The organism is Vibrio ordalii ATCC 33509, from assembly GCA_000257205.1.
In the GTDB taxonomy this organism is placed as follows: Bacteria; Pseudomonadota; Gammaproteobacteria; order Enterobacterales; family Vibrionaceae; genus Vibrio; species Vibrio ordalii.
The window spans coordinates 11472-37799 of the sequence record AEZC01000017.1 but is presented as its reverse complement, the minus strand read 5'-3'; the positions used below and the strand labels follow the sequence as shown (position 1 = coordinate 37799).

The 26328-nt window shown below is 44.2% G+C and carries 21 protein-coding genes; 19 read left to right on the top strand and 2 right to left on the bottom strand.

Annotated features, from left to right (window positions below; translation table 11 throughout):
* Nucleotides 1–25 precede the first annotated feature (25 nt).
* From VOR_RS0101505 to pyrF, 15 genes are all read left to right on the top strand, one after another.
* Nucleotides 26–1495 (top strand): protein adenylyltransferase SelO, encoded by a 1470-nt coding sequence (locus tag VOR_RS0101505; protein WP_010317469.1) that lies wholly within the window; start codon nucleotides 26–28, stop codon nucleotides 1493–1495.
* 347 nt (nucleotides 1496–1842) lie between these two features.
* Complete coding sequence (locus VOR_RS0101500) at nucleotides 1843–3096, top strand: ABC transporter substrate-binding protein (RefSeq protein WP_010317467.1); 1254 nt, start codon at nucleotides 1843–1845, stop codon at nucleotides 3094–3096.
* Between the two features lie 683 nt (nucleotides 3097–3779).
* Nucleotides 3780–5081 carry a trigger factor gene (gene tig, locus VOR_RS0101490; protein WP_010317463.1) on the top strand — a complete coding sequence of 434 codons (1302 nt, stop codon included), beginning with the start codon at nucleotides 3780–3782 and terminating at the stop codon, nucleotides 5079–5081.
* A gap of 105 nt (nucleotides 5082–5186) precedes the next feature.
* Nucleotides 5187–5813 carry an ATP-dependent Clp endopeptidase proteolytic subunit ClpP gene (gene clpP / locus VOR_RS0101485; protein WP_010317461.1) on the top strand — a complete coding sequence of 209 codons (627 nt, stop codon included), beginning with the start codon at nucleotides 5187–5189 and terminating at the stop codon, nucleotides 5811–5813.
* 83 nt (nucleotides 5814–5896) lie between these two features.
* The gene (gene clpX, locus VOR_RS0101480; protein ID WP_010317459.1) at nucleotides 5897–7177 is read left to right on the top strand and encodes an ATP-dependent protease ATP-binding subunit ClpX; all 1281 of its coding nucleotides are present in this window, start codon (nucleotides 5897–5899) and stop codon (nucleotides 7175–7177) included.
* 120 nt (nucleotides 7178–7297) lie between these two features.
* A complete protein-coding gene (lon, locus tag VOR_RS0101475) occupies nucleotides 7298–9649 on the top strand; it encodes an endopeptidase La (protein WP_010317457.1) in 2352 nt (783 codons plus the stop codon).
* 194 nt (nucleotides 9650–9843) lie between these two features.
* The gene (locus VOR_RS0101470; RefSeq protein WP_010317455.1) at nucleotides 9844–10116 is read left to right on the top strand and encodes an HU family DNA-binding protein; all 273 of its coding nucleotides are present in this window, start codon (nucleotides 9844–9846) and stop codon (nucleotides 10114–10116) included.
* 157 nt (nucleotides 10117–10273) lie between these two features.
* A complete protein-coding gene (ppiD, locus tag VOR_RS0101465; RefSeq protein ID WP_010317453.1) occupies nucleotides 10274–12133 on the top strand; it encodes a peptidylprolyl isomerase in 1860 nt (619 codons plus the stop codon).
* 136 nt (nucleotides 12134–12269) lie between these two features.
* Nucleotides 12270–12569 carry a ComEA family DNA-binding protein gene (locus VOR_RS0101460; protein ID WP_010317452.1) on the top strand — a complete coding sequence of 100 codons (300 nt, stop codon included), beginning with the start codon at nucleotides 12270–12272 and terminating at the stop codon, nucleotides 12567–12569.
* A gap of 164 nt (nucleotides 12570–12733) precedes the next feature.
* Nucleotides 12734–13414, top strand: a complete 681-nt coding sequence (gene cmk / locus VOR_RS0101455; RefSeq protein WP_010317451.1) for a (d)CMP kinase — start codon at nucleotides 12734–12736, stop codon at nucleotides 13412–13414.
* A 103-nt stretch (nucleotides 13415–13517) separates the two neighbouring features.
* Complete coding sequence (rpsA, locus tag VOR_RS0101450; protein ID WP_010317450.1) at nucleotides 13518–15188, top strand: 30S ribosomal protein S1; 1671 nt, start codon at nucleotides 13518–13520, stop codon at nucleotides 15186–15188.
* A gap of 76 nt (nucleotides 15189–15264) precedes the next feature.
* On the top strand, nucleotides 15265–15549 hold the full coding sequence (gene ihfB, locus VOR_RS0101445; protein ID WP_010317449.1) for an integration host factor subunit beta: 285 nt from the start codon (nucleotides 15265–15267) through the stop codon (nucleotides 15547–15549).
* A 141-nt stretch (nucleotides 15550–15690) separates the two neighbouring features.
* Nucleotides 15691–15966 carry a LapA family protein gene (locus VOR_RS0101440; RefSeq protein ID WP_010317448.1) on the top strand — a complete coding sequence of 92 codons (276 nt, stop codon included), beginning with the start codon at nucleotides 15691–15693 and terminating at the stop codon, nucleotides 15964–15966.
* 19 nt (nucleotides 15967–15985) lie between these two features.
* Complete coding sequence (gene lapB / locus VOR_RS0101435) at nucleotides 15986–17155, top strand: lipopolysaccharide assembly protein LapB (RefSeq protein ID WP_010317447.1); 1170 nt, start codon at nucleotides 15986–15988, stop codon at nucleotides 17153–17155.
* Nucleotides 17156–17240: 85 nt separating this feature from the next.
* Nucleotides 17241–17936 carry an orotidine-5'-phosphate decarboxylase gene (pyrF, locus tag VOR_RS0101430; protein ID WP_010317446.1) on the top strand — a complete coding sequence of 232 codons (696 nt, stop codon included), beginning with the start codon at nucleotides 17241–17243 and terminating at the stop codon, nucleotides 17934–17936.
* A gap of 83 nt (nucleotides 17937–18019) precedes the next feature.
* Here the strand turns inward: pyrF and VOR_RS0101425 are convergent, their stop codons facing one another.
* Nucleotides 18020–18784: a hypothetical protein gene (locus tag VOR_RS0101425; RefSeq protein ID WP_010317445.1), complete on the bottom strand. Its 765-nt coding sequence runs from the start codon at nucleotides 18782–18784 to the stop codon at nucleotides 18020–18022.
* Between the two features lie 299 nt (nucleotides 18785–19083).
* Between VOR_RS0101425 and cysB the strand changes: the two genes are divergently transcribed.
* Both cysB and VOR_RS0101415 read left to right on the top strand, forming a co-directional pair.
* On the top strand, nucleotides 19084–20058 hold the full coding sequence (gene cysB / locus VOR_RS0101420) for an HTH-type transcriptional regulator CysB (RefSeq protein ID WP_010317444.1): 975 nt from the start codon (nucleotides 19084–19086) through the stop codon (nucleotides 20056–20058).
* Between the two features lie 79 nt (nucleotides 20059–20137).
* The gene (locus tag VOR_RS0101415) at nucleotides 20138–21334 is read left to right on the top strand and encodes a methyltransferase (protein WP_010317443.1); all 1197 of its coding nucleotides are present in this window, start codon (nucleotides 20138–20140) and stop codon (nucleotides 21332–21334) included.
* A gap of 59 nt (nucleotides 21335–21393) precedes the next feature.
* Here VOR_RS0101415 and ald read toward each other — a convergent pair whose 3' ends face one another.
* A complete protein-coding gene (gene ald / locus VOR_RS0101410; RefSeq protein ID WP_010317442.1) occupies nucleotides 21394–22518 on the bottom strand; it encodes an alanine dehydrogenase in 1125 nt (374 codons plus the stop codon).
* A gap of 156 nt (nucleotides 22519–22674) precedes the next feature.
* On the opposite strand from ald, the gene lrp reads away from it, so the two are divergent.
* Both lrp and VOR_RS0101400 read left to right on the top strand, forming a co-directional pair.
* Nucleotides 22675–23169, top strand: a complete 495-nt coding sequence (gene lrp / locus VOR_RS0101405; protein ID WP_010317439.1) for a leucine-responsive transcriptional regulator Lrp — start codon at nucleotides 22675–22677, stop codon at nucleotides 23167–23169.
* Nucleotides 23170–23370: 201 nt separating this feature from the next.
* A complete protein-coding gene (locus VOR_RS0101400) occupies nucleotides 23371–26247 on the top strand; it encodes a DNA translocase FtsK (protein WP_010317438.1) in 2877 nt (958 codons plus the stop codon).
* The last annotated feature ends 81 nt before the right edge of the window (nucleotides 26248–26328 follow it).

The following is a 26328-nucleotide window of genomic DNA, read 5'->3' as shown; positions in this document are numbered from 1 at the left end:
AAAAACCATATTATGAGGACTTCGCATGTCGATTTGGAATGAAGTAACACTGCACACTCGCTATGGTGAATTACCCTCGGCTTTTTATTCTCCAGTGAACCCAGCGCCTTTAGACAATGTGCGTTGGGTTGCTTGGAATGCCTCACTGGCTGGCGATTTGTCTTTACCAACACAACCTAATGATGAGCTACTGCACAGCCTGTCTGGCCAAGTTATTCCCGCGCAATTTAAGCCATTAGCGATGAAATACGCGGGCCATCAATTTGGTATTTATAACCCTGATTTAGGTGATGGCCGTGGGTTACTGTTGGCCGAAATCGAGAGCAAAACAGGCGAAGTGTATGATCTGCATTTGAAAGGTGCAGGGCTTACGCCTTATTCGCGTATGGGGGATGGCCGCGCCGTACTGCGCTCCACTATTCGCGAATACTTGTGCAGTGAGGCGATGGTGGGTCTTGGGATTGCGACCACAAGAGCATTAGCGATGATGAGCAGTGACACGCCCGTTTATCGAGAAAAACAAGAGCGAGGTGCGCTGCTGGTACGTGTAGCGCAGAGCCATATTCGCTTTGGCCATTTTGAACATTTTTTCTATACCAACCAATTAGCAGAGCAAAAGCAACTGGCTGATAAAGTGATTGAGTGGCATTACCCTGATTGCCTTACACAAGAAAAACCTTATGCGGCCATGTTTAGTCAGATTGTTGAGCGTACTGCTAAGATGATTGCCGATTGGCAAGCGGTTGGATTTGCCCATGGTGTGATGAATACCGACAACATGTCTATCCTCGGTCAAACCTTTGACTACGGTCCTTTTGCTTTTCTCGACGATTATGAACCGACTTATATTGGCAATCACTCCGATTATCAAGGCCGCTACGCGTTTGATCAGCAGCCGCGCGTGGCGTTGTGGAACCTGTCCGCTTTAGCACATGCATTGTCACCGTTAGTTGAAAGAAGCGATCTGGAAGCGGCACTCGCCCAGTTTGAAGCACAGCTCGGCCGTTATTTTAGCCAGCAAATGCGTCGTAAATTGGGGTTGTTGACCTCTCTGCCCGGTGATTCTGTGTTGTTTGAGCAAATGTTTGAGTTATTAACCAAAAATCACACCGACTACACTCGCTTTTTCCGGCAACTATCCAACTTGGATCGAGAAGGGGAGCAACTGGTATTGGATCTCTTCATTGACCGCGCTGCCGCTCAGTCTTGGCTTGAACAGTATCAGGCTCGTTGTGAGCGAGAAATCGACAGTTCGGGGAACGCTATTTCGATTGAGCAGCGCTGCGCAGAGATGAGAAAAGTGAATCCGAAATATATTTTGCGTAATTATTTGGCTCAACAAGCGATCGATAAAGCAGAACAGGGTGATTACCAACAAGTGCACCAATTAGCACAATTATTAGCCAACCCTTATGCCGAGCAGCCGGAAAAGAGTCATTTTGCCCAGCTTCCTCCTGAATGGGGGAAAAAAATGGAAATCAGTTGTTCCTCATAAATGAGGCATTGTGTGCGCTTTATCTAGATTGAATTCAAACTTTGCGAAAATATCAACAATGCCCGCCTGACGAAGTCTGGTTTTTCAGATTGTTACTCGCTCGGGTGATGATTAATGTTACGGCGAAGATCCCATTTTATGCAATCCGGTTTATTTTATTCTGAAAGCGCAAGTCTTTATTTGACGTAGGTTGGCGGTGCAATGTAACGCTTTCGTTACGTTAAAGTTACGGTTTGTTTCAACGAAAAAATTTTCTTTGATTAGACTATTAGGTGAACGATCAGCACTTTATGGTTAATAAAAGTTTGCGAATCAGGTTGGCCTAATCAAAAACAAGGAAGATGATGATGAAATTCCATAACACTCTGCTTGCTTTATCTTTCCTCTCTATCTCTTTCATCCCTTCGACACGCGCTGGTGAAGTGGAAGTACTCCATTGGTGGACTTCCGGCGGTGAAGCCAAGTCGATAGCTGTGCTCACCGAAATGTTGGAGCAGCAAGGCCATAGTTGGAAAGATTTTGCTGTCGCGGGTGGGGGTGGTGAAAGTGCCATGACGGTATTGAAAACGCGCGCGGTGTCGGGTAACCCACCATCGGCGGCTCAAATTAAAGGACACGATATTCAAGAATGGGCAGGGCTTGGTTTTCTCACGAGTCTTAACGACGTAGCTAAACAGGGCGGTTGGGATGAAGTCGTACCACCGATGGTCACTAATGTCATGAAGTGGAATGGTCAATATGTGGCCGTGCCAGTGAACGTGCATCGCGTCAACTGGCTGTGGGTTAATCCTGCAATATTGGCTAAAGTGGATGCTAAAGTACCAACCACGTTAGATGAGTTTTTTGTTGCGGGCGATAAGATCAAAGCCGCGGGTTATGTGCCACTGGCGCACGGTGGTCAACCTTGGCAAGACGCGACGGTTTTTGAAACGGTGGCGTTGAGCGTTCTTGGCTCACAAGATTACGTTAAAGCGTTTGTTGAGCTTGATATGGCTGTGCTCGCGGGCGACAAAATGGTTGACGTGTTTAGCCAGTTTAAAAAAGTTCATGACTACATTGATGTTAACTCTCCAGGCCGTGATTGGAACGTTGCGACTTCAATGGTGATAAATGGTGAAGCGGCAATGCAGATCATGGGCGATTGGGCAAAAGGGGAGTTTACCGCAGCGGGCAAAGTTGCGGGTAAAGATTACCTGTGTGTGGCCACGCCGGGCACGGCCGATCAATTTATCCATAATGTCGATAGCTTTGTCTTTTTTGAGCTAACCGATGCAGACAATAAACAGGCGCAAAAAGCGTTAGCCGCCACGATTATAGATCCTAAATTCCAAGAGGTATTTAACCTCAACAAAGGTTCGATCCCAGTACGCACAGATATGAACATGTCAAAATTTGACCAGTGCGCGTTGGACTCAATGGCGGCCTTTAAAGCGACGGCTAAGTCCAACAACCTTGTGCCTAGTATTGCCCATGGTATGTCGACAACCAACTATGCCCAAGGCGCGATTTTCGATGTCGTGACGAGCTTCTTCAATGATCCGAAAGCGGATCCTAAACAAGCGGCACAGAAACTAGCGAAAGCGGTGAAAGCTGCGATGTAGCCCTAACCCCCAGAGTGGGTAGGTTTTTTAGCCTGCCTGCTCACCCTCTTCTTGTAGCACATCACTTTCTGTGTGTTACTAACATAATCTGTCGGTTCTAACCAATTAGCGCACTCTCTGATAAAGAGCTCGGGGGGAGTGCCCAAACTAGGCTTGCTGTTTGGGCGGAGGGTGCGCTTCCTTCCGGAGCTCATAATTCTACTGGTTTTCCTTTGGGTGATGTTTAAAAAGAGCGCAATTGTGGGGGGCAAAACAGGAGCAAGATCTCTTTTTACGCTTTTGGAGTAAAAAAAGCCTCGATTCCCTTGAAAAAGCCTTTATTGTCCCCATTTCAAAACTGTGCTTTTTCACGTTGGTGGAATTTTTAGCACTTAGAAAGCAATTTAGGGCATGGAATCATCTCTCTGCGGTGATTGGCTCGACAGCACGGATTCAGGTCGGTAGAATGTCGCGTCTAAATTTTCTGTCCTGAGACTAATCAGAGACACCTTTAAGACAGATTCGAGTCACTAAAGATGTCGCTTATTAGTCCAATGTTGGGTTTTTTCACCAATATTGATGCTGGTTTTAAAAGAAGTGTTCGGATAGAGCACAACACAAGGATGCAGCCAAGCACAAGGCATCGCCTAAGTTGCGGCTCATATTGCTCAGAAATACTGGGCCAGTTTTGAGGTTTATAAATAATGCAAGTTACTGTTGAAACGCTAGAAGGCCTAGAGCGCCGTCTGAATATTACTGTTCCTGCTGCTAACATCGAAGATGCAGTTACAAAAGAACTACGCAATATCGCTAAGAATCGTCGTTTCGATGGTTTCCGCAAAGGTAAAGTGCCTTTGAAAATGGTTGCGCAAATGTACGGTAAAGCGGTACGTCAAGACGTCATGGGCGAAGTGATGCAACGCCACTTCATTGAAGCTATCGTAAAAGAGAAAATCAACCCAGCAGGTGCACCAACATTCGCACCAGTTTCTATCGAAGAAGGCCAAGACCTTGTTTTCAATGCAACTTTTGAAGTATATCCAGAAGTTGAGTTAAAAGGTCTAACAAACATCACTGTTGAAAAACCAGCGGTTGAAGTGAAAGAAGAAGACGTTGCTGAAATGCTAGAAACATTACGCAAGCAACAAGCCACTTGGAAAGACGTAGATGCAGCTGCGGAAGCCGGTTCGCGTGCGACGATCGATTTCGTTGGTTCTATTGATGGCGTTGAGTTTGAAGGCGGTAAAGCTGACAACTTCCCTCTAGAAATGGGTGCAGGTCGCATGATCCCTGGTTTTGAAGACGGTATCGTTGGCAAAACCAAAGGTATGGAATTTGAAATCGACGTTAACTTCCCTGAAGATTACCACGCGGAAAATCTAAAAGGTAAAGCGGCGAAATTCGCAATTAAAATCAACAAAGTTGAAGTGCGTGAATTACCAGAGTTAAACGACGAGTTCGTTGCCAAATTTGGTGTCGCTGAAGGTGGCGTTGAAGCGCTGAAAGCTGAAGTTCGCAAGAATATGGAACGTGAACTTAAGCAAGCAGTAAAAAACCGCATTAAAGAGCAAGCGATTGAAGGTCTAGTAAAAGAGAACGATATCAATGTTCCTTCTGCACTGATTGATCAAGAGATCGACGTACTGCGTCAACAAGCTGCGCAACGCTTTGGCGGTAACCCAGAAGCGGCCGCTCAACTACCACGTGAATTGTTCGAAGAACAAGCAAAACGTCGCGTAGTGGTTGGCCTACTTCTTGGTGAAGTGATCAAGTCTGAAGAGCTAAAAGCTGACGAAGATAAAGTGAAAGCATTGATCGAAGAGATGGCAACAGCGTACGAAGATCCAGCTGAAGTAATGGCATACTATGCTCAAAATCAGCAAATGATGAACAACATGCGTAACCTTGCTCTAGAAGAGCAAGCAATCGACGCGATCATTGCTAAAGCACAGGTTTCTGAAAAGGCTGTTAGCTTCAATGAGCTAATGAACCAGCAACCTGCTTAATAAGCAATATGTAGCGTAGGTGGTTGACTACGGGTTAACTATTCTGCTAACAATGGTCCGTGTGATACTCATCATTCTGGCCATTTATTTTAGGGACATAACAATATGAGCTACCAAGAAAAAAACGCAATGTCGCCAATTTTTGACGCGCTAGTACCCATGGTGGTTGAGCAGACTTCCCGCGGTGAGCGCTCATACGATATTTATTCTCGCCTACTCAAAGAACGAGTCATTTTCTTAACGGGTCAAGTTGAAGATCACATGGCTAACCTTGTTGTAGCGCAGCTGTTGTTTTTAGAATCTGAAAACCCTGATAAAGATATTTTCCTCTACATCAACTCGCCAGGAGGTAGCGTGACTGCTGGTATGTCAATTTATGACACCATGCAGTTCATCAAGCCGAATGTTAGCACTGTTTGTATGGGCCAAGCTTGTTCAATGGGTGCATTCCTATTGGCTGGTGGCGCTCCGGGGAAACGTTATGTATTGCCTAACTCACGCGTGATGATTCATCAGCCGTTAGGTGGTTTCCAAGGCCAAGCTTCGGATATCCAGATCCATGCTCAAGAGATCCTTACCATCAAGCAAAAACTCAACAAATTGCTTGCTGAGCATACAGGCCAACCGCTTGAAGTCATTGAACGTGATACCGACCGTGATAACTTTATGTCTGCTGACCAAGCTGTGGAATACGGTTTAGTCGATGCAGTCTTGCGTCACCGCGGCGAATAACAGTTCTCAGAATTGTTTGACGCATTTTGGCGTAATTTGAGTTACACTCAGACGATTAAAAGTAAAGGCTAAGAGGTTAGCGAATGACAGACAAAAGCAAAGAGAGCGGTAGTAGTAAACTGTTGTATTGCTCTTTCTGTGGCAAAAGCCAGCACGAAGTTCGCAAGCTGATCGCCGGTCCTTCTGTTTACATCTGTGATGAATGCGTTGATTTATGTAACGACATCATTCGTGAAGAGATTAAGGATGTTCTGCCAAAAAAGGAATCTGAGGCGTTACCTACGCCGCATAAGATCCGTGAACATCTTGATGACTATGTGATTGGCCAGGAACATGCAAAAAAAGTGCTCGCAGTGGCCGTATATAATCACTACAAGCGTTTACGAAACGGTGATAAAACGAGCGATGGGGTTGAGTTAGGTAAGAGTAATATTCTTCTTATTGGCCCAACAGGTAGTGGTAAAACACTGCTTGCAGAAACATTAGCTCGTTTCCTAGACGTACCTTTCACAATGGCAGACGCCACCACATTAACTGAAGCAGGCTATGTCGGCGAAGATGTTGAAAACATCATCCAAAAGCTGCTGCAAAAATGTGATTATGACGTTGCAAAAGCGGAACGTGGTATCGTCTACATCGATGAAATTGATAAGATTTCTCGTAAAGCAGAAAATCCTTCAATTACCCGAGATGTCTCAGGTGAAGGGGTTCAGCAAGCGCTGTTGAAATTAGTGGAAGGCACTATCGCTTCAGTTCCGCCCCAAGGCGGCCGTAAGCATCCACAACAAGAGTTTTTACAGGTAGACACATCCAAAATCCTCTTTATCTGTGGTGGTGCATTTGCGGGCCTAGATAAAGTGATTGAACAACGTGTTGCGACAGGCTCAGGTATTGGCTTTGGTGCAGAAGTTCGCTCTAAAGATGAAACCAAAACTATCGGTGAGTTGTTCAATCAAGTAGAGCCTGAAGATTTGGTAAAATATGGGTTGATCCCTGAATTTATCGGTCGTCTTCCCGTAACGGCTACCTTGACAGAGCTGGATGAAGAAGCACTGATTCAAATCTTGTGTGAGCCGAAAAACGCGCTGACGAAACAGTACGCAGCCCTGTTTGAGTTAGAGGACGTTGACCTAGAGTTTCGTGAAGACGCATTGCGCGCCATTGCAAAAAAAGCAATGAACCGCAAAACGGGCGCACGTGGTTTACGCTCTATATTGGAAGGCGTACTACTCGAAACCATGTATGAACTGCCGTCGGTAAACGATGTTAGCAAAGTGGTTATCGATGAATCAGTCATTAACGGTGAATCACAACCGCTACTAATTTATAGCGGAAATGAGAGCCAAGCGGCTGGTGCAGAGTAAATCTCAATCAGAAATATTTAAAGGAGGTAGCAAATACCTCCTTTTTTTTATTCTGTTATTGAATCCAGTCAGTTAGCCCCCATATACTCGGTAATCAGTTGAAGCGGAAGAGAGAATAATATGAACTTGGAACGTTCCGAGCGTATCGAGATCCCCGTACTACCTCTACGTGACGTGGTGGTTTATCCTCACATGGTCATTCCTTTGTTTGTTGGCAGAGAAAAATCAATCCAATGCCTCGAAGCGGCAATGGATAACAACAAGCAAGTGTTACTTGTGGCACAAAAGCAAGCGGAAACCGACGAGCCGAAAATTGAAGATCTTTTTGAAGTCGGCACGGTCGCAACGATTTTACAACTTCTGAAATTACCTGACGGCACCGTGAAAGTGCTGGTTGAAGGCCAGCAGCGAGCGAAAATTGATCGCTTCATCGAGCGTGAATTTTTCTCTGCAGAAGCGCAGTATCTTGTCACTCCTGAGCTGGATGATAAAGAGCAGGAAGTCGTCGTTCGCAGTGCAATCAACCAATTTGATGGTTTTATCAAACTAAACAAGAAAATCCCGCCTGAAGTATTAACGTCGTTAAATGGGATTGATGAAGCCGCGCGTTTGGCTGATACCATCGCCGCTCACATGCCATTGAAATTGATTGAAAAACAAAAAGTTCTCGAAATTGTTGATGTCAGTGAACGTTTGGAATTTTTAATGGGACAAATGGAAGCGGAGATCGACCTATTACAGGTTGAAAAACGAATTCGTGGTCGCGTTAAAAAGCAGATGGAAAAATCTCAGCGTGAGTATTACCTCAACGAGCAGATGAAAGCGATTCAGAAAGAATTAGGTGAGATGGATGACGCACCTGATGAATTTGAAATCCTGAAAAAGAAAATTGACGATTCCAAAATGCCGCAGGAAGCGCGCAAAAAAACGGAACAAGAGCTGCAGAAATTGAAGATGATGTCTCCAATGTCTGCAGAAGCAACCGTTGTGCGTAGCTATATTGATTGGATGGTCAATGTTCCTTGGGCAAAACGTTCAAAAGTTAAGAAAGATTTGGCAAAAGCTGAAGATATTTTAAATGCCGATCACTACGGTTTAGATCGTGTCAAAGAGCGTATTTTAGAATATCTTGCGGTACAAAGTCGTATCAACAAGCTGAAAGGGCCCATTTTGTGTCTTGTTGGTCCCCCGGGCGTGGGTAAAACGTCGCTTGGCCGCTCGATAGCGGCGGCAACAGGCAGACAGTATACCCGTATGGCGTTAGGTGGAGTGCGTGATGAAGCAGAAATTCGTGGTCACCGCCGTACTTACATCGGTTCTCTGCCGGGTAAATTGATTCAAAAAATGGCAAAGGTTGGCGTGAAAAACCCACTTTTCCTGCTTGATGAAATCGACAAAATGTCTTCAGATATGCGTGGTGACCCATCTTCCGCATTGTTGGAAGTTCTTGATCCTGAACAAAATAGCACCTTTAACGATCACTATTTAGAGGTGGATTATGACTTGTCTGATGTCATGTTTGTTGCGACATCAAACTCAATGAACATCCCAGGCCCGCTGCTTGACCGTATGGAAGTTATCCGCCTTTCTGGATACACAGAAGACGAAAAGCTGAATATTGCGAAACGCCATCTAGTGACTAAGCAAGTTGAGCGGAACGGTTTGAAGCCTCATGAAATTGTTATCGAAGATTCAGCCATCATAGGTATTATCCGTTATTACACGCGTGAGGCGGGTGTACGAAGCTTAGAGCGAGAGATTTCAAAAATTTGCCGTAAAGCGGTTAAGAAAATCTTGTTGAATAAAGATGTAAAAACCGTGGTAGCCAACCAAGAGAATTTAAAAGAGTTTCTAGGTGTGCAACGTTGCGATTTTGGCAAAGCCGACGACAGTAACCAAATTGGCCAAGTTACGGGTTTAGCATGGACAGAAGTAGGCGGTGATTTGCTGACTATTGAAACCGAATCAATGCCTGGCAAAGGCAAGTTGACGCAAACTGGTTCTCTGGGCGAGGTGATGCAAGAATCCATTCAAGCTGCGATGACGGTGGTTCGCGCACGCGCCGAGAAATTAGGGATTAACGCTGATTTCTATGAAAAGCGTGACATTCACGTTCACGTGCCAGAAGGCGCAACACCAAAAGATGGTCCAAGCGCGGGTATTGCTATGTGTACGGCGCTTGTCTCTAGCTTGACGGGTAATCCTGTGAAAGCGGAAGTCGCGATGACGGGTGAGATAACCTTGCGTGGTGAAGTATTACCTATCGGCGGTTTGAAAGAAAAACTGCTCGCAGCACATCGTGGTGGTATCACCACTGTATTGATCCCCAAAGAGAATGAGCGTGATTTGGAAGAGATCCCTGCAAATGTGATTGCTGACCTAAAAGTCATCCCCGTTCAATGGATTGATGAAGTTTTGAAGATCGCACTTGAACGAGACCCTTCTGGGGTTGAATTTGAAGCTAAAAAATAGTGATGTGCAGCAAAAATAAGTAAAAGATCACGCTGATAGGCTTAAAAAGGCTTGTCAGCGTTTTTTTTGGACGCTAACGTAAGCCCCTATAGCTTGCAGCCCAGATGTAATAAGGCTTCAAGCTAGTTTGGGAACTTAATGGAACGAAAAGTCACCGTTAAAAATAATAATGGGTGACGCAAAGGGGAATCACAGTGAATAAAACACAATTAGTAGAACAAATCGCAGAAAACGCTGACATCTCTAAAGCATCGTCAGGCCGTGCTTTGGATGCATTTATCGAAGCGGTGAGTGGCACTCTTCAATCTGGCGATCAAGTGGCGCTTGTTGGCTTTGGTACATTTAGCGTTCGCACTCGTGCAGCGCGCACGGGTCGTAACCCTAAAACGGGTGAAGAGATCCAAATCGCAGAAGCAAAAGTACCTGCTTTCAAAGCAGGCAAAGCGCTTAAAGACGCTTGCAACTAATCAAAATCGTTATTTTTTGCTGCTTAAGCGCAAAATTAATTCGAACCTTTTGAAATTATGCGCATCCTACTGATGCGCATTTCTTTTTCTGATATTATCGCGCTATTCAATTTTTAGGCTGAAGTGTGAAGCTTCTTATCCGGAGAGCAGTTAGATTATGATGGATCGATTACGCGAAGGCGTGAACAGCATCGCGGTGAAAATTATTCTAGGAATGATTATCTTATCATTCGTATTCGCAGGTGTCGGTAGCTACTTGGTCAGCGGTGGCAGTAATGCTGCGGCTAAAGTTGGCAATAGTGAGATTGGCCGTGGTGAATTTGAACAAGCGTACCAGAACGAGCGCAATCGCATGCAATCCCAATTAGGGGATTATTTTGCTAACTTGCTCGCTGATCATCAGTATGTCGAGTCATTTCGTAAGTCAGTTCTTGATCGTATGGTTAACGATTTATTGTTGGAGCAGCATGCACAATCACTAGGTTTACGAGTGAGCGATGATCAGGTTCGTAAAATGATTTTAGACATGCCTCAATTCCAGACCGGCGGTAAGTTTGACCAAGAAATCTATCAAGCGGCTCTTCGCCGTGCGGGTTTCTCTGCTGAAAGCTTTGCAGAATATCTGCGTCGTGATCTTATTCGTAACCAGTTGCTTAGTGCTATTCAAGGTAGTGAATTTACGTTGCAGGGTGAGGTTAATCAGCAAAGTGAACTGATCTCTCAAACCCGCGATATCCGTGCGCTCACATTGTCACTCAGCGAGTTTGCTAAAAATGTTGAGTTGAGTGATGAAGAAATTACTCAATATTATCAACAAAATGCAGAGCGCTATACCCGTCCAGAGCAGGTTAAAGTGGCTTATATTGAGCTTTCTGCCCAACAATTGAAAGACCAAATGGTAGTGTCTGATGAACAGGCCGAGCAGTACTACCAAGAGCATTTAGACAAATACTCCACTCAAGCACAGCGTAAAGTAAGCCATATTTTGGTTCAAGGTGATGATAAAGCTAAAGCGCAGGCGATTCTCGATGAACTGAATGCTGGCGCTGATTTCGCGACCTTAGCGAAAGAAAAATCAGAAGACGTAGGAAGCGTAGAAGAGGGGGGGTCACTAGGTTGGATTGAACATGATGTGATGGACCCAGCTTTTGAACAAGCAGCCTTTGCTATCGAACAGATAGGGGATATCACAGGGTTGGTCAAATCTGAATTTGGCTATCACATTATCCGTCTTGATGATGTTAAAGCCCCTATCGCACAGCCCTACGCACAGGTTGCCTCTGAAATCAAAGCTGAAATGTTAGACCAAAAAGCCGCTGATCAGTTTTATGAGTTGCAGACCAAGCTAGAAAAAGTGGCATTTGAATCACCTGACTCTCTGGATGAAGCAGCAAAAGCCATCTCAGCTAAGATTCAGAAAACCGATTTTATTTCTCAGCAAGATGCACCTGAAATTCTTAAAAATCCAGCGGTTCTTCAAGCGATTCTAAGCCCAGAGGTAAAAGAAGATAGGCTCAATTCTGAGGTATTAGAAGTTGCCCCAGAACACGTTATCGTTGTTCGTGTTGATGATGCTCGGGAACAAATAGTTCTTCCTTTGGCTGAAGTGAAAGAGCAAGTGGTTGCTCAGCTTTCTAAAGTCAAAGGCGAACAACAAGCGATTGAGTTAGCCACAAAATTGATTGATACCCTAAAGCAAGGTGACCAATCCTTATTGGAACAGCGTGGGTTAAAATTTGCTGAGTTGGAAATGATTGATCGTAGCTCTTCATTGGCGAGTTCAGTGTTTTCTCTCCCTAAACCAGCAGCAGATAGTGTGGTTTACGGTCAAGCGAAAGCAATGAATGGTGATATTGTTCTTGTTGAACTACATAAGGTCGAGGCTAAAGTCACACCTGAGTACAATGATCAAATTACGGCTCAGTTAGATCGCATTGGTAGCCAACGTGATTTGGCTGCGATACTTACAACTTTGCGTAAAAATACAGACATTGAATATTATGTTGTGAGCCAATAAAGGCTAGTAATGTAATTGATATGAAACTCAAAATGGGCTGCTTATGCAGCTCATTTCAATTTCTACCTTTTTGATTCCCTCTGATTTCCAAGCTCAATTAATATTGATACCCACTAATAAACAAGGAAATGTTCATATGAAATTGAAAACAAAACTCGGGTTGCTACTTCTAAGTATCGTATTGCCTCTTTCACCGGAATTAGCAGAAGAAAAGGTGGTAGAAACGCACCAAGGCATTGAAATTACAGTTAATATCAATCAGGACTCTGCTGAGGAAATTGCCACTCTATTGAAAGGTATTGGACTTAAAAAAGCACAAGCGATTGTTGAATATCGTCAACAAAATGGCGCTTTTAAAACCAAAGAAGATCTGAGCTTGGTGAAAGGCATTGGTGCCGCCACTGTTAAGCAAAATGCCGAGCGTATTATTTTATAAAAGTCTCTATCAAAAGCGTCGCATCCCTGAAAGCGACGCTTGTATCACTGTGAAATTTCAGTCATATCACCATTCCTTCCTAGCGCCTGTAATGGATAAGCACTATAATTTGTCGCCGACAAAAGCGAGCAAACAAGCCGCATAAAAACTAAGTGGAGTAAATCATGTCCTCTCACACTCCGGTAATTACCGTAGATGGCCCAAGTGGTGCTGGTAAAGGCACTCTTTGTATGTTGTTGGCTAAGAAATTAGGCTTTCATTTGCTCGATTCTGGAGCTATTTACCGCGTTCTTGCATTGGCGGCGATTCACCACGGTGTGGATACGGAATCGGAAGAAGCGCTTGTTCCTCTAGCGACACATTTAGATGTCCAATTTATCGCAGAAGGTGACTTGATCAGAGTGATTCTTGAAGGTGAGGATGTATCGAAAGAATTACGCAAAGAAGAGACAGGAATGGCAGCATCAAAGGTAGCGGCGCTGCCTAGAGTGCGCGAGGCATTATTACGTCGCCAACGGGCCTTTGCGAAAGAGCAGGGACTGGTTGCTGATGGACGTGATATGGGCACAGTTGTGTTTCCTCAAGCAGAAGTGAAAATATTCCTAGATGCCAGCGCGCAAGAGCGAGCCCAACGTCGCTTTAAGCAGTTGCAACTCAAAGGGCTAGATGTTAAATTTGACGCCCTTTTAAGCGAGATCCAAGAGCGTGACGACCGAGATCGTAACCGCCCAGTGGCCCCATTACGCCCTGCAGAGGATGCGCTATTGCTTGACTCAACCTCAATGTCTATCGACGAAGTTGTAGAAGAAGCATTACAATATGTAGAATCTAAGCTGGCAGAGTAGTTCTGCTAGGTAAGAGCGTCGGTCGCAAGGATGATGACTGGCGAATTTAATAACCCCATGCGGTAGGATACCCATGGAAGTTTACTTATTGAAGATTAAATAAATGACTGAATCTTTTGCTCAACTCTTTGAAGAGTTTTTAAACGAAACACAATTTCAACAAGGTACAATCGTTAAAGGTACTGTAGTCGCTATCGAGAATGGTTTCGTTCTTGTTGACGCTGGTCTTAAGTCTGAGTCTGCTATCCCTGCTGAACAGTTCAAGAACGCTGCTGGCGAACTTGAAGTTGAAGTTGGTTCTGAAGTAGACGTTGCTCTAGACGCTGTTGAAGATGGTTTCGGTGAAACTCAACTTTCTCGTGAGAAAGCTAAGCGTCATGAAGCTTGGATCGTTCTTGAGAAAGCTTACGAAGAAGCTGAAACTGTTATTGGTATTATCAATGGTAAAGTTAAAGGTGGCTTCACTGTTGAACTAAACGGTATCCGTGCTTTCCTTCCAGGCTCTCTTGTTGACGTGCGTCCTATCCGTGACACTACTCACCTAGAAAACAAAGAGCTAGAGTTCAAAGTTATCAAACTAGACCAGAAACGTAACAACGTTGTTGTTTCTCGTCGTGCTGTTATTGAATCAGAAAGCAGCGTTGAACGTGACGAACTTCTTGAAACTCTACAAGAAGGTACTGAAGTTAAAGGTATCGTTAAGAACCTTACTGACTACGGCGCATTCGTTGACCTTGGTGGTGTTGATGGTCTTCTACATATCACAGATATGGCTTGGAAACGCGTTAAACACCCATCAGAAATCGTTAACGTTGGTGACGAAATCCTAGTTAAAGTTCTTAAGTTTGATCGTGATCGTACTCGCGTATCACTAGGTCTTAAGCAACTTGGCGAAGATCCATGGGTAGCTATCGCTAAGCGTTACCCAGAAGGTCATAAACTATCTGGCCGTGTAACAAATCTAACTGACTACGGCTGCTTCGTTGAAATCGAAGAAGGCGTTGAAGGTCTAGTACACGTTTCTGAAATGGATTGGACTAACAAGAACATCCACCCATCTAAAGTTGTTAACGTTGGCGACGAAGTTGAGGTTATGGTTCTTGATATCGACGAAGAGCGTCGTCGTATCTCTCTAGGTCTTAAACAGTGTAAAGCTAACCCATGGCAGTCATTCGCTGAAGCGCAAGCTAAAGGCGACAAAGTTACTGGTAAGATCAAGTCTATCACTGACTTCGGTATCTTCATCGGTCTAGACGGCGGCATCGACGGTCTAGTTCACCTATCTGATATCTCTTGGAACGTTCCTGGAGAAGAAGCGGTACGTGATTACAAGAAAGGCGATGAAATCTCTGCAGTTGTTCTAGCAGTAGATGCAGAGCGTGAGCGTATTTCTCTTGGCGTTAAGCAAATGGAAAACGACCCGTTCAACGCATATGTTGCTGATAACAAAAAAGGTACTCTAGTTAACGGTACTGTTACTGCAGTTGACGCGAAAGGTGCTACAATTGAACTTGTAGACGGCGTTGAAGGTTACATCCGTGCTTCTGAAGCATCTCGTGACCGTATTGAAGATGCGTCTCTAGTCCTAAGCGTTGGTGACAGCGTTGAAGCGAAATTTACTGGTGTAGACCGTAAAAACCGCGTAATCAACCTATCTATCAAAGCTAAAGATGAAGCTGATGAGCAAGAAGCAATGGCTACTCTAAACAAATCTGATGAAGGTGCGTTTGGTAATGCTATGGCTGATGCATTCAAGGCTGCTAAAGGCGAATAATCTAACTCGCTAAAAGGGGCCGTAAGGCTCCTTTTTTTTCAGTTAGTGCCTACTTTGATAAGTAATGAGGGAAACTATGACTAAGTCTGAATTGATAGAAAGACTCTGTGCTGAGAAAACGCACCTATCTGCTAAAGAAATTGAAGACGCTGTGAAAGATATTCTTGAACATATGGCATCAACTTTAGAAAGCGGAGAGCGAATCGAAATTCGCGGATTTGGTAGTTTCTCTTTGCACTATCGTGAGCCTAGAGTGGGCCGTAATCCTAAAACCGGTGATAAAGTGGTGTTGGATGGCAAGTTCGTCCCTCATTTCAAGCCAGGTAAAGAGTTACGTGAGCGAGTTAATGAGAATATCTAAAGCGATTTAGAGAGTATTCTAAAAAACGGCATACAGTTTAAGTATGCCGTTTTTTTAAGAAAGGAATCCATAATAGACGTGGTTTGTAAGGCCATTTTCCTGCATAATCAGACCAGATCAATACTGGATAGGTAGTGGCATATGAAAATTATAAAAATCGTTTTAATTCTTGCACTTTTTTTGATTGCTTTAGCATTAGGGGCTCAAAATCAAGCAGTTGTGACGTTTAACTATTTGATCGCTCAAGGCGAATTTCACTTGTCTACTTTACTTGGTACTGTTTTTGTCTCTGGTTTTTTACTCGCTTGTTTGCTCGGCAGTAGCTTCTACTTTAAGTCTCAGTTGCAAGTTAGAAAGTTGAATAAGCAACTGAAAAAGCAAACGGCAGAGAACAGCGCTGTAACAAGTAAAGCGTAGTGAAATAAAGGCTGACTTGATGTTAGAAATTCTCTTCTTGCTACTACCGATTGTCGCCGCCTATGGTTGGTATATGGGAAATCGTAGTGCTCAGCAAGATAAGCAGAAACATTCTCACCAAATTTCTCGTCAGTATGTGACGGGCCTTAACTTACTGCTTTCTGATCAATCAGATAAGGCCGTTGATCATTTTATTGAGCTACTTCAAGTAGACAATGAAACGATTGATACCCACTTAGCGCTGGGTAACTTATTCCGTTCAAGAGGAGAGGTCGATCGTGCTATCCGCATCCATCAAAATCTTATATCCCGTTCAAGCCTTACTATTGACCAAAAAAACCTCGCCTTACAACAATTAGCAAAAGACTATATGGTGGCTGGATTTCTCGATCGCGCCGAAAAAATATTTGAACAACTGATCGAAGAGCCTGAACACAAAGAAGCGGCGTTGCAACAATTGGTTTCTATTTACCAGCAGACTCGAGAGTGGCATAAAGCTATTGATTACGCTTATGCGCTGGTGAAATTAGGTAGAAAAAGAGTGCACAGTGTTATAGCCCATTTTTGGTGTGAACTTGCGGTGCAAGAGAAGGCTGAAGGACGCGATAGCAAAGCGATTCAATATCTTAAAAAAGCGCTGTCTGAAGATCCTAAGTGTGTGCGTGCAACGATCTCTTTAGGTAAGCTGTATCTTGAAAATGATGACTACCGTCAAACAATCCAGTATATGCAGATGGTCTTGGAGCAGGACATTGATTTCATCGGTGAGGTATTACCTACGCTTGCTGAATGCTATCACCATATTGGTAAAGAGAGTGAGCTTGTTGAGTTCTTGCGGGAATGCATTATCAATGAAGCTGGTGTGTCAGCTGAGCTGATGCTCGCACAGTTGGTGGCACAACATGATGGTGCTGGAGCTGCACAGGAACTTTTGACACGGCAATTGGTTAAAAATCCAACCATGAAGGGCTTCTATCGTTTAATTGACTACCATCTCATTGAAGCAGAGGAAGGTCGAGCGAAAGAGAGTTTGTCAACCTTGCAAAAATTGGTAGGTGAGCAACTAAAAGTAAAACCTCGCTATCGATGCAGAAAGTGTGGTTTCTCAACCCATTCTCTCTACTGGCACTGCCCATCATGTAAGAATTGGGGTTCAATTAAACCTATCCGTGGTTTGGATGGTGAATAGAGTTCATGTACTGGTTACTGATCGACTCGAAAACTGCAGCTTATGAAAGCTGCATTTTTTTAGCTTAATTATTTTAGGAGTGAAAATGAAAGACCAGAGAGTAATTGTCGCGTTGGATTATGAGCAACAAGCGGAAGCGTTAGCTTTTGTTGATAAAATTGACCCCAACAGCTGTCGATTAAAAGTGGGCAAAGAGATGTTTACCCTGTTTGGTCCCGATTTTGTGCGTGAGCTACACAACAGAGGTTTTTCGGTATTCTTAGACCTAAAGTTTCATGATATTCCCAACACGTGCTCTAAAGCCGTACGTGCAGCCGCTGAGCTTGGTGTGTGGATGGTGAATGTTCATGCCAGTGGTGGGGAGAGAATGATGTCGGCGTCTCGTCAGATTCTTGAACCTTATGGTAACGATCGACCACTACTTATTGCTGTCACGGTACTAACCAGTATGGAACACTCTGATCTTCGTGGTATTGGCGTCGATGTTGCGCCTAAAGAGCATGTAATGCGTCTGGCTAGCCTAACTCAAAATGCAGGGTTAGATGGAGTGGTATGCTCAGCTCAAGAAGCGCGCATGCTTAAGAGCTATCTTGGCCAAGAGTTCAAATTGGTTACGCCAGGGATTCGTCCTATTGGTTCTGAAACAGGAGACCAAAGACGTATAATGACTCCAAGTGAGGCCATAAAAGCTGGTTCAGATTATCTAGTCATAGGACGCCCAATTACTCAGGCAATAAGACCGGATGAAGTCCTAAAAGCGATAAACGATACGTTAATGTAAGCAAATATTTTTTGTATCGCTTTATGAAAAAGGTCGCTTATGCGACCTTAAAGTTATTGTTAAGCATAGAAAAAGAAAATGAGTTACCACTTCTTCTTTTCGCCAAACAGTGCATCCATATCACTATTTCTCTCGCTATCTTCAATTTGTTGAAGATCGGTTGCACTTTTTGTCTGGCGTCTTTTTTCTAAGTCATCGTACATTGACTGTAGTTTTTCTCGAGCTTGGCTCGAATATGCATCATTTTTAGAGCTTAATACATCAATTCCTTTGCGCAGCAGTTGTACGGATGTTCCTGGTTGACCACGAACAATTGAATCATTAGCTCGTTTGATGACATTTTCAATGTTGATGCGAATTTGTATCATTTCCAAACGGGCATTTTCAGCGACGTAAGATTGTGTTTCAAAGCGTCCCTTATTATGTTCACTACGAATCGTGTCTCTCAGGCGTTTTACTAACTTAAGCATAACAAGCGCTTGTTTATCGCTGCTAGGTACTTTAAACGCGGTACTATCACCGCCGGGATGGTTTTCTTGTAAATGTCTAATTTGCCCCTTCATATGCTCAATACGCTGTGCCAACTGCTTATTTTTCGGATCTAACTCATACATACTGATGAGCGCGTCTAGAATCCGAGTATTCAGGCAGACTAAGAGCTCTTTACTAAAAGGCATGTGATGAGCATTGCCGATAAGATCTTCTGTCGCATCAATAATGGCGATATAGCGTGTCGATTCCTGCTTTTTAGCTGACTCGACCTTTACTTTATATTGGAGCATGATGTTATAACCAAGGACTAACACCAGCAATACTGCTACAAGAGCAATGAGTAAACCTATATTCATATAATCCGTATCTTTATTAGAATTCAGTGGCTCGCAATTAAGAATACACGATCCTTAGTTATCACTACACCTTCAAATTGACTATTTTTATTATTTCTGTTTTAACCTCTAAAAACTGCCTTTTATTGCTTAGATTGGGCGATAGTTGGCAAAAATTTAGTCAGCTACGCAAAATGCTTACTTTTTTCTTCGCTCTTGAATCATCGAGCTTTGAATTGAGAGTGTTAAGCGTTATAACTAATAATTATAAACTATGATTGAAAAATCTGGATCTTTGATAATGGATTACGAGGCCAATAATGAAGTTACAGCAGTTAAAATATATTGTTGAAGTGGTTAATCACAACCTGAATGTCTCAGCAACTGCGGAAAGCCTTTATACCTCTCAGCCAGGCATTAGTAAACAGGTTCGTTTACTTGAAGATGAATTGGGTATTCAAATTTTTGAGCGTAGCGGTAAACACCTGACACAAGTCACGGGTGCAGGTGAAGATATTATTCGTATCTCACAAGAGATCCTTTCACGTGTGGAAAGCATTAAGGCCGTGGCAGGGGAGCATACGCACCCTGAGATGGGTACGCTGAATATTTCAACGACTCACACACAAGCTCGCTACGCGTTACCTGATGTAATCAAAGGATTTACTGCGCGTTATCCGAAAGTGTCGTTACATATGCATCAAGGCACTCCAAGTCAGATGTCGGAAGCGGTCGCAAAAGGCACCGCTAATTTTGCGATAGCAACAGAAGCGCTTCATCTGTACCAAGATGCCATCATGCTACCTTGTTATCATTGGAACCGTTCTATTGTCGTGCCTAAAGATCATGCTCTTGCAAAAAAAGAACGGGTAACGATTGAGGATTTAGCCGCGTATCCATTGGTCACTTACGTGTTTGGTTTTACTGGCCGTTCAGAGTTAGACACTGCATTTAATCGCGTAGGGTTAACGCCGCGAGTTGTCTTTACCGCCACCGATGCGGATGTGATAAAAACTTATGTCCGGATGGGAATTGGGGTGGGTGTTATCGCAAGTATGGCGATAGATAAATCACGCGACACCGATCTTATCGCGATTGATGCCAGCCATCTTTTTGGTGCGAGCACGACTAGCATTGGTTTTCGCCGAGGCACATTCCTGCGTTCTTATATGTTTGACTTTATGGAACGTTTCGCGCCTCATCTTACTCGCCCTGTGGTCGAACGGGCTACCTCGTTAAAATCGAATATCGAAATAGAAGAGATGTTTAAAGACATTGAATTGCCAGTTCGTTAAGCTAATTTTGATCATTTAAAACGAAACACTTTCTAATTAAACCATCACCTCCTAGAATTGGTCTTTCTAGGGGGGATGTATGCGCGCGCTTTTCAAACATATCGATGCTTTTTTAATTGAAAACCAACGTTTTTGGCGATTTGATCCCTTTCATCATAGTGGCTTAGAAAGTTCACCTTGGAAACATTCAGATCATAGGCTGGATCAGTGGTTGCAAACGCTATCTTTGGACAGTATCGATAGCTTAAAGTCATCGCCGCAAACGCTCATTGAGCAACTTTATCCGTATGTCGAGGGGTTAAAAGAAGCCGATATCATGATTAGGCTTCAAGATGCCCCTCGTACTACTCAGCAAGCACTCAGCCCTTACTTAGTGCAGGGGATCCCTGGCAGAAAGCTAGAACAAATTCGTTTAATGAGCGAATCACTCCTCTGTAGGCATTCTGGAACGGAATGGCTAGAGTGGTGTGCGGGTAAAGGTTTTTTAGGTCGAATTATCGCAGCCCAGTCAAAACAAAAAGTCACTAGTTTTGAATATCAGTCGCAGCTCTGTCATGCAGGGCAAGCTTGCGCCGATGAACATGATCTTCCGATGCAATTTATTCAAGGGGACGCTTTTGAGCCGCAGGCGTTTGGCGTTTTCAATACCAATCAGCATGCCGTCGCTTTACATGCCTGTGGAGATCTCCATGTTCGCCTACTCGAATATTCCGTTGCTCATCGCTTGCCTGCGATTACGTTTTCACCATGTTGCTACCATTTAATCAAAGCCGATAGCTACCAACCCATATCCAGCTACGGTCGTACTTCTTCTCTTTCCTTATCCAAACAAGAGCTGCGTATTCCGCTGCAAGAAACCGTTACGGGGGGAGAGCGGGTTCGCCGTCATCGTTTGCAAGAAATGACGTTTCGTTTGGGCTTTGATTTATTGCTAAGATCTGAACTTGGGCACCATCAATATTGCCCAATTCCGAGTCTCAAAAAATCACAACTAGCCGAAGGGTTTTTAGCTTTTTGTCATTGGGCGGCAGCACAAAAAAGCATTGCATTACCAGAAGTTGATTGGCCTGCTTATGAACATAAAGGTGAGCAGCGTTTTTGGCAGATGGAAAGGATAGGGCTAGTGCAGCAGGCATTTCGCCGCATAATTGAACTTTGGTTGGTGTTGGATAAGGCACTTTATCTTCAAGAGCAAGGTTATGAGGTGCAGGTTGAACAGTTTTGCGCTAGAAAAGTAACGCCACGCAATATATTGGTTCACGCTTATAAAAAATGACAGCCAAGCGCATGACGCACTTGGCTAAGAATTGAGAGCCTTACCGCAAATTGTTATCGTTAGTTAAACAGAGCGATAGCTTCAGATGGCTCAAGATATTCAAGGTTGAAACTCTCGGCGACCTCTTTGCAGGTGACTTTACCGTGTATCACGTTTAAACCTTCTAGGAATCCTTTATCCTCTAATAATGCACGTTGATAACCTTTATTGGCCAGTTTAACAATGTAAGGCAACGTTGCGTTATTCAAGGCGAAAGTTGATGTGCGAGCCACAGCGCCTGGCATGTTTGCGACGCAGTAATGAACGACGTCATCAACGATATAGGTCGGGTCATCATGAGTGGTAGCATGTGAGGTCTCAAAGCAGCCGCCTTGGTCAATTGCCACATCAACGACCGCAGAGCCAGGTTTCATTCTAGAAATCAGATCTTTAGTAACGAGTTTAGGAGCTGCTGCTCCGGGGATCAGTACTGCGCCTATTACTAAATCGGCTTCGAGGACGTATTTTTCAATTGCATCCTTTGTTGAATATACCACTTTAGCCTGGCCTTGGAATTCTTCATCGAGTTTACGCAGCATATCAACACTTCGGTCGAGAATTGTCACATCAGCACGCATTCCGACGGCAATTCTGGCTGCGTTGGCACCGACTACACCACCACCAATCACCACCACTTTCGCTGGTGCGACTCCAGGTACACCACCTAGTAATAAACCGCAGCCTGCGTGTGATTTTTCTAAACACTGCGCACCTGATTGAATAGACATTCGACCAGCGACTTCAGACATTGGTGCTAATAGTGGCAAGCGACCCATATTATCTGTTACAGTCTCGTAGGCTATACAGACAGCTTTGCTCTTGATTAGCTCCTCAGTTTGTGGAAAATCTGGAGCTAGATGTAAATAGGTAAATAAAATTTGGCCTTCGCGGAGCATTGCTCGTTCAGCAGCCTGAGGTTCTTTGACCTTAACAATCATTTCTGCTTTCGCAAAAATGTCAGAAGCAGTAGGAAGAATGGATGCGCCTACAGCGATGTAATCATCGTCTGAAAAGCCGATGCCGGAACCGGCATTTGTTTCAACATAAACTTGGTGACCGTGTGAGACAAGTTCGCGCACGCTTGCGGGAATCATGCCCACACGATATTCGTGGTTTTTGATTTCTTTAGGAACTCCAATGATCATCCTGACTCCTTAGGTTTTTTTGGTTGTTATAACTATATGTAGGGTTGTTGTTTCGAATTTGTGACTAGTATAGATGTGAATGTGTAAAATTTGATGCTGAATATTAAAAGGTTGTAGTATATATTTTTGCAAGGAAGTAATAAGGTGGAATAAAAAATGGCAGACAACTATAAAAGGCCGTCCAAGGATTTAGACCGTATCGATCGCAATATTTTGAATGAATTGCAGAAAGATGGTCGTATTTCGAATGTAGAATTATCAAAACGAGTGGGTTTATCTCCAACCCCCTGTTTAGAGCGTGTACGTCGTTTAGAGCGTCAAGGTTTCATTACCGGTTATACCGCGTTGTTGAATCCACAATATCTTGATGCTTCGCTGTTGGTATTTGTGGAAATTACACTGAATCGTGGTGCACCTGATGTGTTTGAGCAGTTTAATACCGCGGTTCAAAAACTGGATGACATTCAAGAATGCCATCTTGTCTCGGGTGATTTTGACTATCTTCTCAAAACTCGAGTCTCAGACATGGGCGCGTATCGTAAATTGCTGGGTGACACTCTATTGCGTTTACCTGGAGTCAATGACACTCGTACTTATGTTGTGATGGAAGAAGTGAAGCAAAGTAACCAACTGGTTATCAAAACTCGATAATGCTAGATTGTCTGAATAGTGGTACTTCTTTCCACATTCTGACGTTCGCCAATTGGGTTTTTAACCTTGATGTGGTTAAATCGCACAACAAACCGAGCGGCTTTTGCCGCTCGGACTGTTTTCACCCAAACTGTTTTCACCCCAACCAACGCATCAAGCGCAATAAACCTTGAGTGTTGGCGTTAATCAGAATCTAGGTTTATGTTCAAAGAGAACCAAAATAAAGTTGAGACCATTATTAAGACCAGTGAAGAGCCTCAGTCTTCACGCCTCAATGGATTGCAACGCCTGAAAGAGTGTGGGCTTATTGTCGCCGTTCTTGCCTCTGTGCTTCTTTCCATCGCTTTATTGACATTTAGCCCCGCCGATCCTTCATGGTCGCAAACCGCGTGGGGAGGCGATATTGAAAATGCAGGCGGTATTATTGGAGCCTGGATTGCCGATACCTTATTCTTTGTTTTTGGATCTTTGGCCTACCCAATTCCGTTCATTATAACCGTATTAGCATGGGTCTTTCTGCGTAAAAGAGACGCGAATGAACCCCTTGATTTTGTGTTGTGGGGAACGCGTTTACTTGGCTTAACTATCTTGATTTTGACTAGTTGTGGCCTTGCGGATATTAACTTTGATGATATTTGGTATTTTTCATCTGGTGGTGTGATTGGGGATGTCTTAACCAGTTTGGCGTTGCCAACGCTTAATTTATTAGGTTCAACCTTAGTATTGCTCTTTTTATGGGGCGCTGGTTTTACGCTGCTAACAGGTATCTCTTGGCTAAGCATCGTGGAATGGTTAGGGACGATGAGTATTTCTCTTGGCATTGCGTTGATCAATCGCCTACGAGGTGAGAAAGATGAAGATATTGCGCCCGTTTTGTCGCCCATGGAACTGTTGCCGCTTGAATTATCATCCCCAGACTTAGCTGTTGTTGAGTCTAGGTCGTCAGATCAAGAGTATGTCAAACCTACTCTCGATGCGTTTGATGCTGAGCATCCGCCAGCTGTAGATGTCGAACAGGAACAGACTCACTCGCCAAGACGTTTTAATATTCATATGCCAAAGGTCAAAACTCAGGCTGACACTTCGTCTACATGTAGTGAAACTCACTCGGATGAAACGCCATTTGATCGCAGCAAGCAGCTTAGCGCAACGATTGAAGAGTTAGAATTTGTTGCGTTGGAAGAAGATGACCTTGCACTTTCATCGGCTAACTGGGTAGATGAGCGAGCTAATGAGCATCAAGCATTAGCCAATGCCGACCTTGATGCCTGTCAAGAGGCTCAGCAATATGCATGGGTAGAGGACGAAGAGGTGAGTGCTCCCTCGCTCAATATGACAGAAGTTGATCTTGATGTGTCGCGTGTTGAACCCGTTATTTCCAACTTGGATGTGCTGGATGAAGATGAATCAGATCAAGCGTTGGCTGCTGATCTTGATGTGATGTCAGAAGATGACGAGCCACCGTTAGGCCAGCAAGACAGTGATGTGACGGCTTTTCAGAACATGGTGTCTTCGGCTCAGGCCAATATGGCGGCCAAGCAAAACCCATTTTTAATGCAAAAAGAAACTAACCTGCCAAAACCGACGGAGCCACTACCGACGTTAGAGCTTCTGTATCACCCAGAAAAGCGTGAACACTTTATTGACCGAGAGGCATTAGAGGAGGTTGCTCGTTTGGTTGAATCTAAACTCGCGGATTACAAAATCCAAGCGCAAGTGGTTGATATCTTTCCGGGGCCGGTTATCACTCGTTTTGAACTAGATTTAGCTCCAGGCGTAAAAGTGAGCCGTATTTCTAGCCTATCGATGGATTTGGCGCGTTCTTTGTCGGCGATGGCGGTGAGGGTGGTTGAAGTGATCCCTGGCAAACCTTATGTTGGCCTTGAACTGCCAAACATGAGTCGTCAAACCGTCTATTTGTCAGATGTTATAAAAAGTCGTCAATTCCAAGAAGCAAAATCACCGACGACCATCGTTTTAGGGCAAGACATTGCAGGTGAAGCACTGGTCGCGGATTTAGCCAAAATGCCGCACGTGTTGGTGGCTGGTACAACAGGTTCAGGTAAGTCAGTTGGGGTCAACGTGATGATCCTCAGCATGCTTTATAAAGCGAGCCCAGAAGACGTTCGTTTTATTATGATTGACCCGAAAATGTTAGAGCTATCGATCTACGAGGGCATTCCTCACCTGTTAGCTGAAGTCGTGACTGACATGAAAGACGCATCAAATGCTTTACGTTGGTGTGTGGGTGAAATGGAACGTCGTTATAAATTAATGTCTGTGCTTGGTGTGCGTAACATCAAAGGCTTCAATGATAAGCTAAAAATGGCCGCTGCTGCTGGTCACCCCATCCACGATCCTTTGTGGAGAGAAGGGGACAGTATGGAGAGTGAACCGCCACTGCTGGAAAAACTGCCTTACATTGTCGTGGTTGTTGATGAATTTGCTGATCTGATGATGGTGGTGGGTAAAAAAGTAGAAGAGTTGATCGCGCGTTTGGCACAAAAGGCTCGTGCTGCGGGTATTCACCTTATTTTGGCCACTCAGCGCCCATCGGTTGATGTGATCACCGGTTTAATCAAAGCGAATATTCCGACCCGCGTTGCGTTTACCGTTTCGACTAAAACCGACTCAAGAACTATTTTGGACCAAAGTGGTGCAGAATCACTGCTCGGTATGGGCGATATGCTCTATCTACCACCGGGTTCTAGCCACACGATCCGGGTTCACGGTGCGTTTGCCTCGGATGAAGATGTGCATGCGGTGGTAAACAACTGGAAAGCACGTGGTAAGCCGAACTACATAGAAGAGATCACTTATGGTGACCAAGGACCAGAAGCCTTGCTACCCGGTGAGAAGATGGAAAGTGATGAAGAAGTGGATCCGCTATTTGATCAAGTGGTTGAACATGTAGTGGAAACGCGTCGAGGTTCAGTTTCAGGTGTACAACGCCGATTTAAAATCGGTTACAACCGCGCTGCAAGAATTGTAGAGCAGCTGGAAGCACAAGGTATCGTGAGTGCTCCCGGCCATAATGGCAATCGCGAAGTATTATCGCCAGCGCCGCCGCGAGATTAATCACGGTTATTGTAGGCAACACAAACAAAACAGCGCCACCCATGATGTCATGAGCGGCGCTGTTTCAATTTAGTTAGCATA

Bases quoted from the DNA above. Each gene is read 5' to 3' on its own strand.
- VOR_RS0101505 (WP_010317469.1), top strand. From the start codon at position 26: ATGTCGATTTGGAATGAAGTAACACTGCACACTCGCTATGGTGAATTA.
- VOR_RS0101400 (WP_010317438.1), top strand. From the start codon at position 23,371: ATGTTCAAAGAGAACCAAAATAAAGTTGAGACCATTATTAAGACCAGT.
- ihfB (WP_010317449.1), top strand. From the start codon at position 15,265: ATGACTAAGTCTGAATTGATAGAAAGACTCTGTGCTGAGAAAACGCAC.
- clpX (WP_010317459.1), top strand. From the start codon at position 5,897: ATGACAGACAAAAGCAAAGAGAGCGGTAGTAGTAAACTGTTGTATTGC.
- VOR_RS0101460 (WP_010317452.1), top strand. From the start codon at position 12,270: ATGAAATTGAAAACAAAACTCGGGTTGCTACTTCTAAGTATCGTATTG.
- lapB (WP_010317447.1), top strand. From the start codon at position 15,986: ATGTTAGAAATTCTCTTCTTGCTACTACCGATTGTCGCCGCCTATGGT.
- clpP (WP_010317461.1), top strand. From the start codon at position 5,187: ATGAGCTACCAAGAAAAAAACGCAATGTCGCCAATTTTTGACGCGCTA.
- VOR_RS0101440 (WP_010317448.1), top strand. From the start codon at position 15,691: ATGAAAATTATAAAAATCGTTTTAATTCTTGCACTTTTTTTGATTGCT.
- tig (WP_010317463.1), top strand. From the start codon at position 3,780: ATGCAAGTTACTGTTGAAACGCTAGAAGGCCTAGAGCGCCGTCTGAAT.
- VOR_RS0101500 (WP_010317467.1), top strand. From the start codon at position 1,843: ATGAAATTCCATAACACTCTGCTTGCTTTATCTTTCCTCTCTATCTCT.
- lrp (WP_010317439.1), top strand. From the start codon at position 22,675: ATGGCAGACAACTATAAAAGGCCGTCCAAGGATTTAGACCGTATCGAT.
- pyrF (WP_010317446.1), top strand. From the start codon at position 17,241: ATGAAAGACCAGAGAGTAATTGTCGCGTTGGATTATGAGCAACAAGCG.
- VOR_RS0101415 (WP_010317443.1), top strand. From the start codon at position 20,138: ATGCGCGCGCTTTTCAAACATATCGATGCTTTTTTAATTGAAAACCAA.
- cysB (WP_010317444.1), top strand. From the start codon at position 19,084: ATGAAGTTACAGCAGTTAAAATATATTGTTGAAGTGGTTAATCACAAC.
- cmk (WP_010317451.1), top strand. From the start codon at position 12,734: ATGTCCTCTCACACTCCGGTAATTACCGTAGATGGCCCAAGTGGTGCT.
- rpsA (WP_010317450.1), top strand. From the start codon at position 13,518: ATGACTGAATCTTTTGCTCAACTCTTTGAAGAGTTTTTAAACGAAACA.
- lon (WP_010317457.1), top strand. From the start codon at position 7,298: ATGAACTTGGAACGTTCCGAGCGTATCGAGATCCCCGTACTACCTCTA.
- ald (WP_010317442.1), bottom strand. From the start codon at position 22,518: ATGATCATTGGAGTTCCTAAAGAAATCAAAAACCACGAATATCGTGTG.
- ppiD (WP_010317453.1), top strand. From the start codon at position 10,274: ATGATGGATCGATTACGCGAAGGCGTGAACAGCATCGCGGTGAAAATT.
- VOR_RS0101425 (WP_010317445.1), bottom strand. From the start codon at position 18,784: ATGAATATAGGTTTACTCATTGCTCTTGTAGCAGTATTGCTGGTGTTA.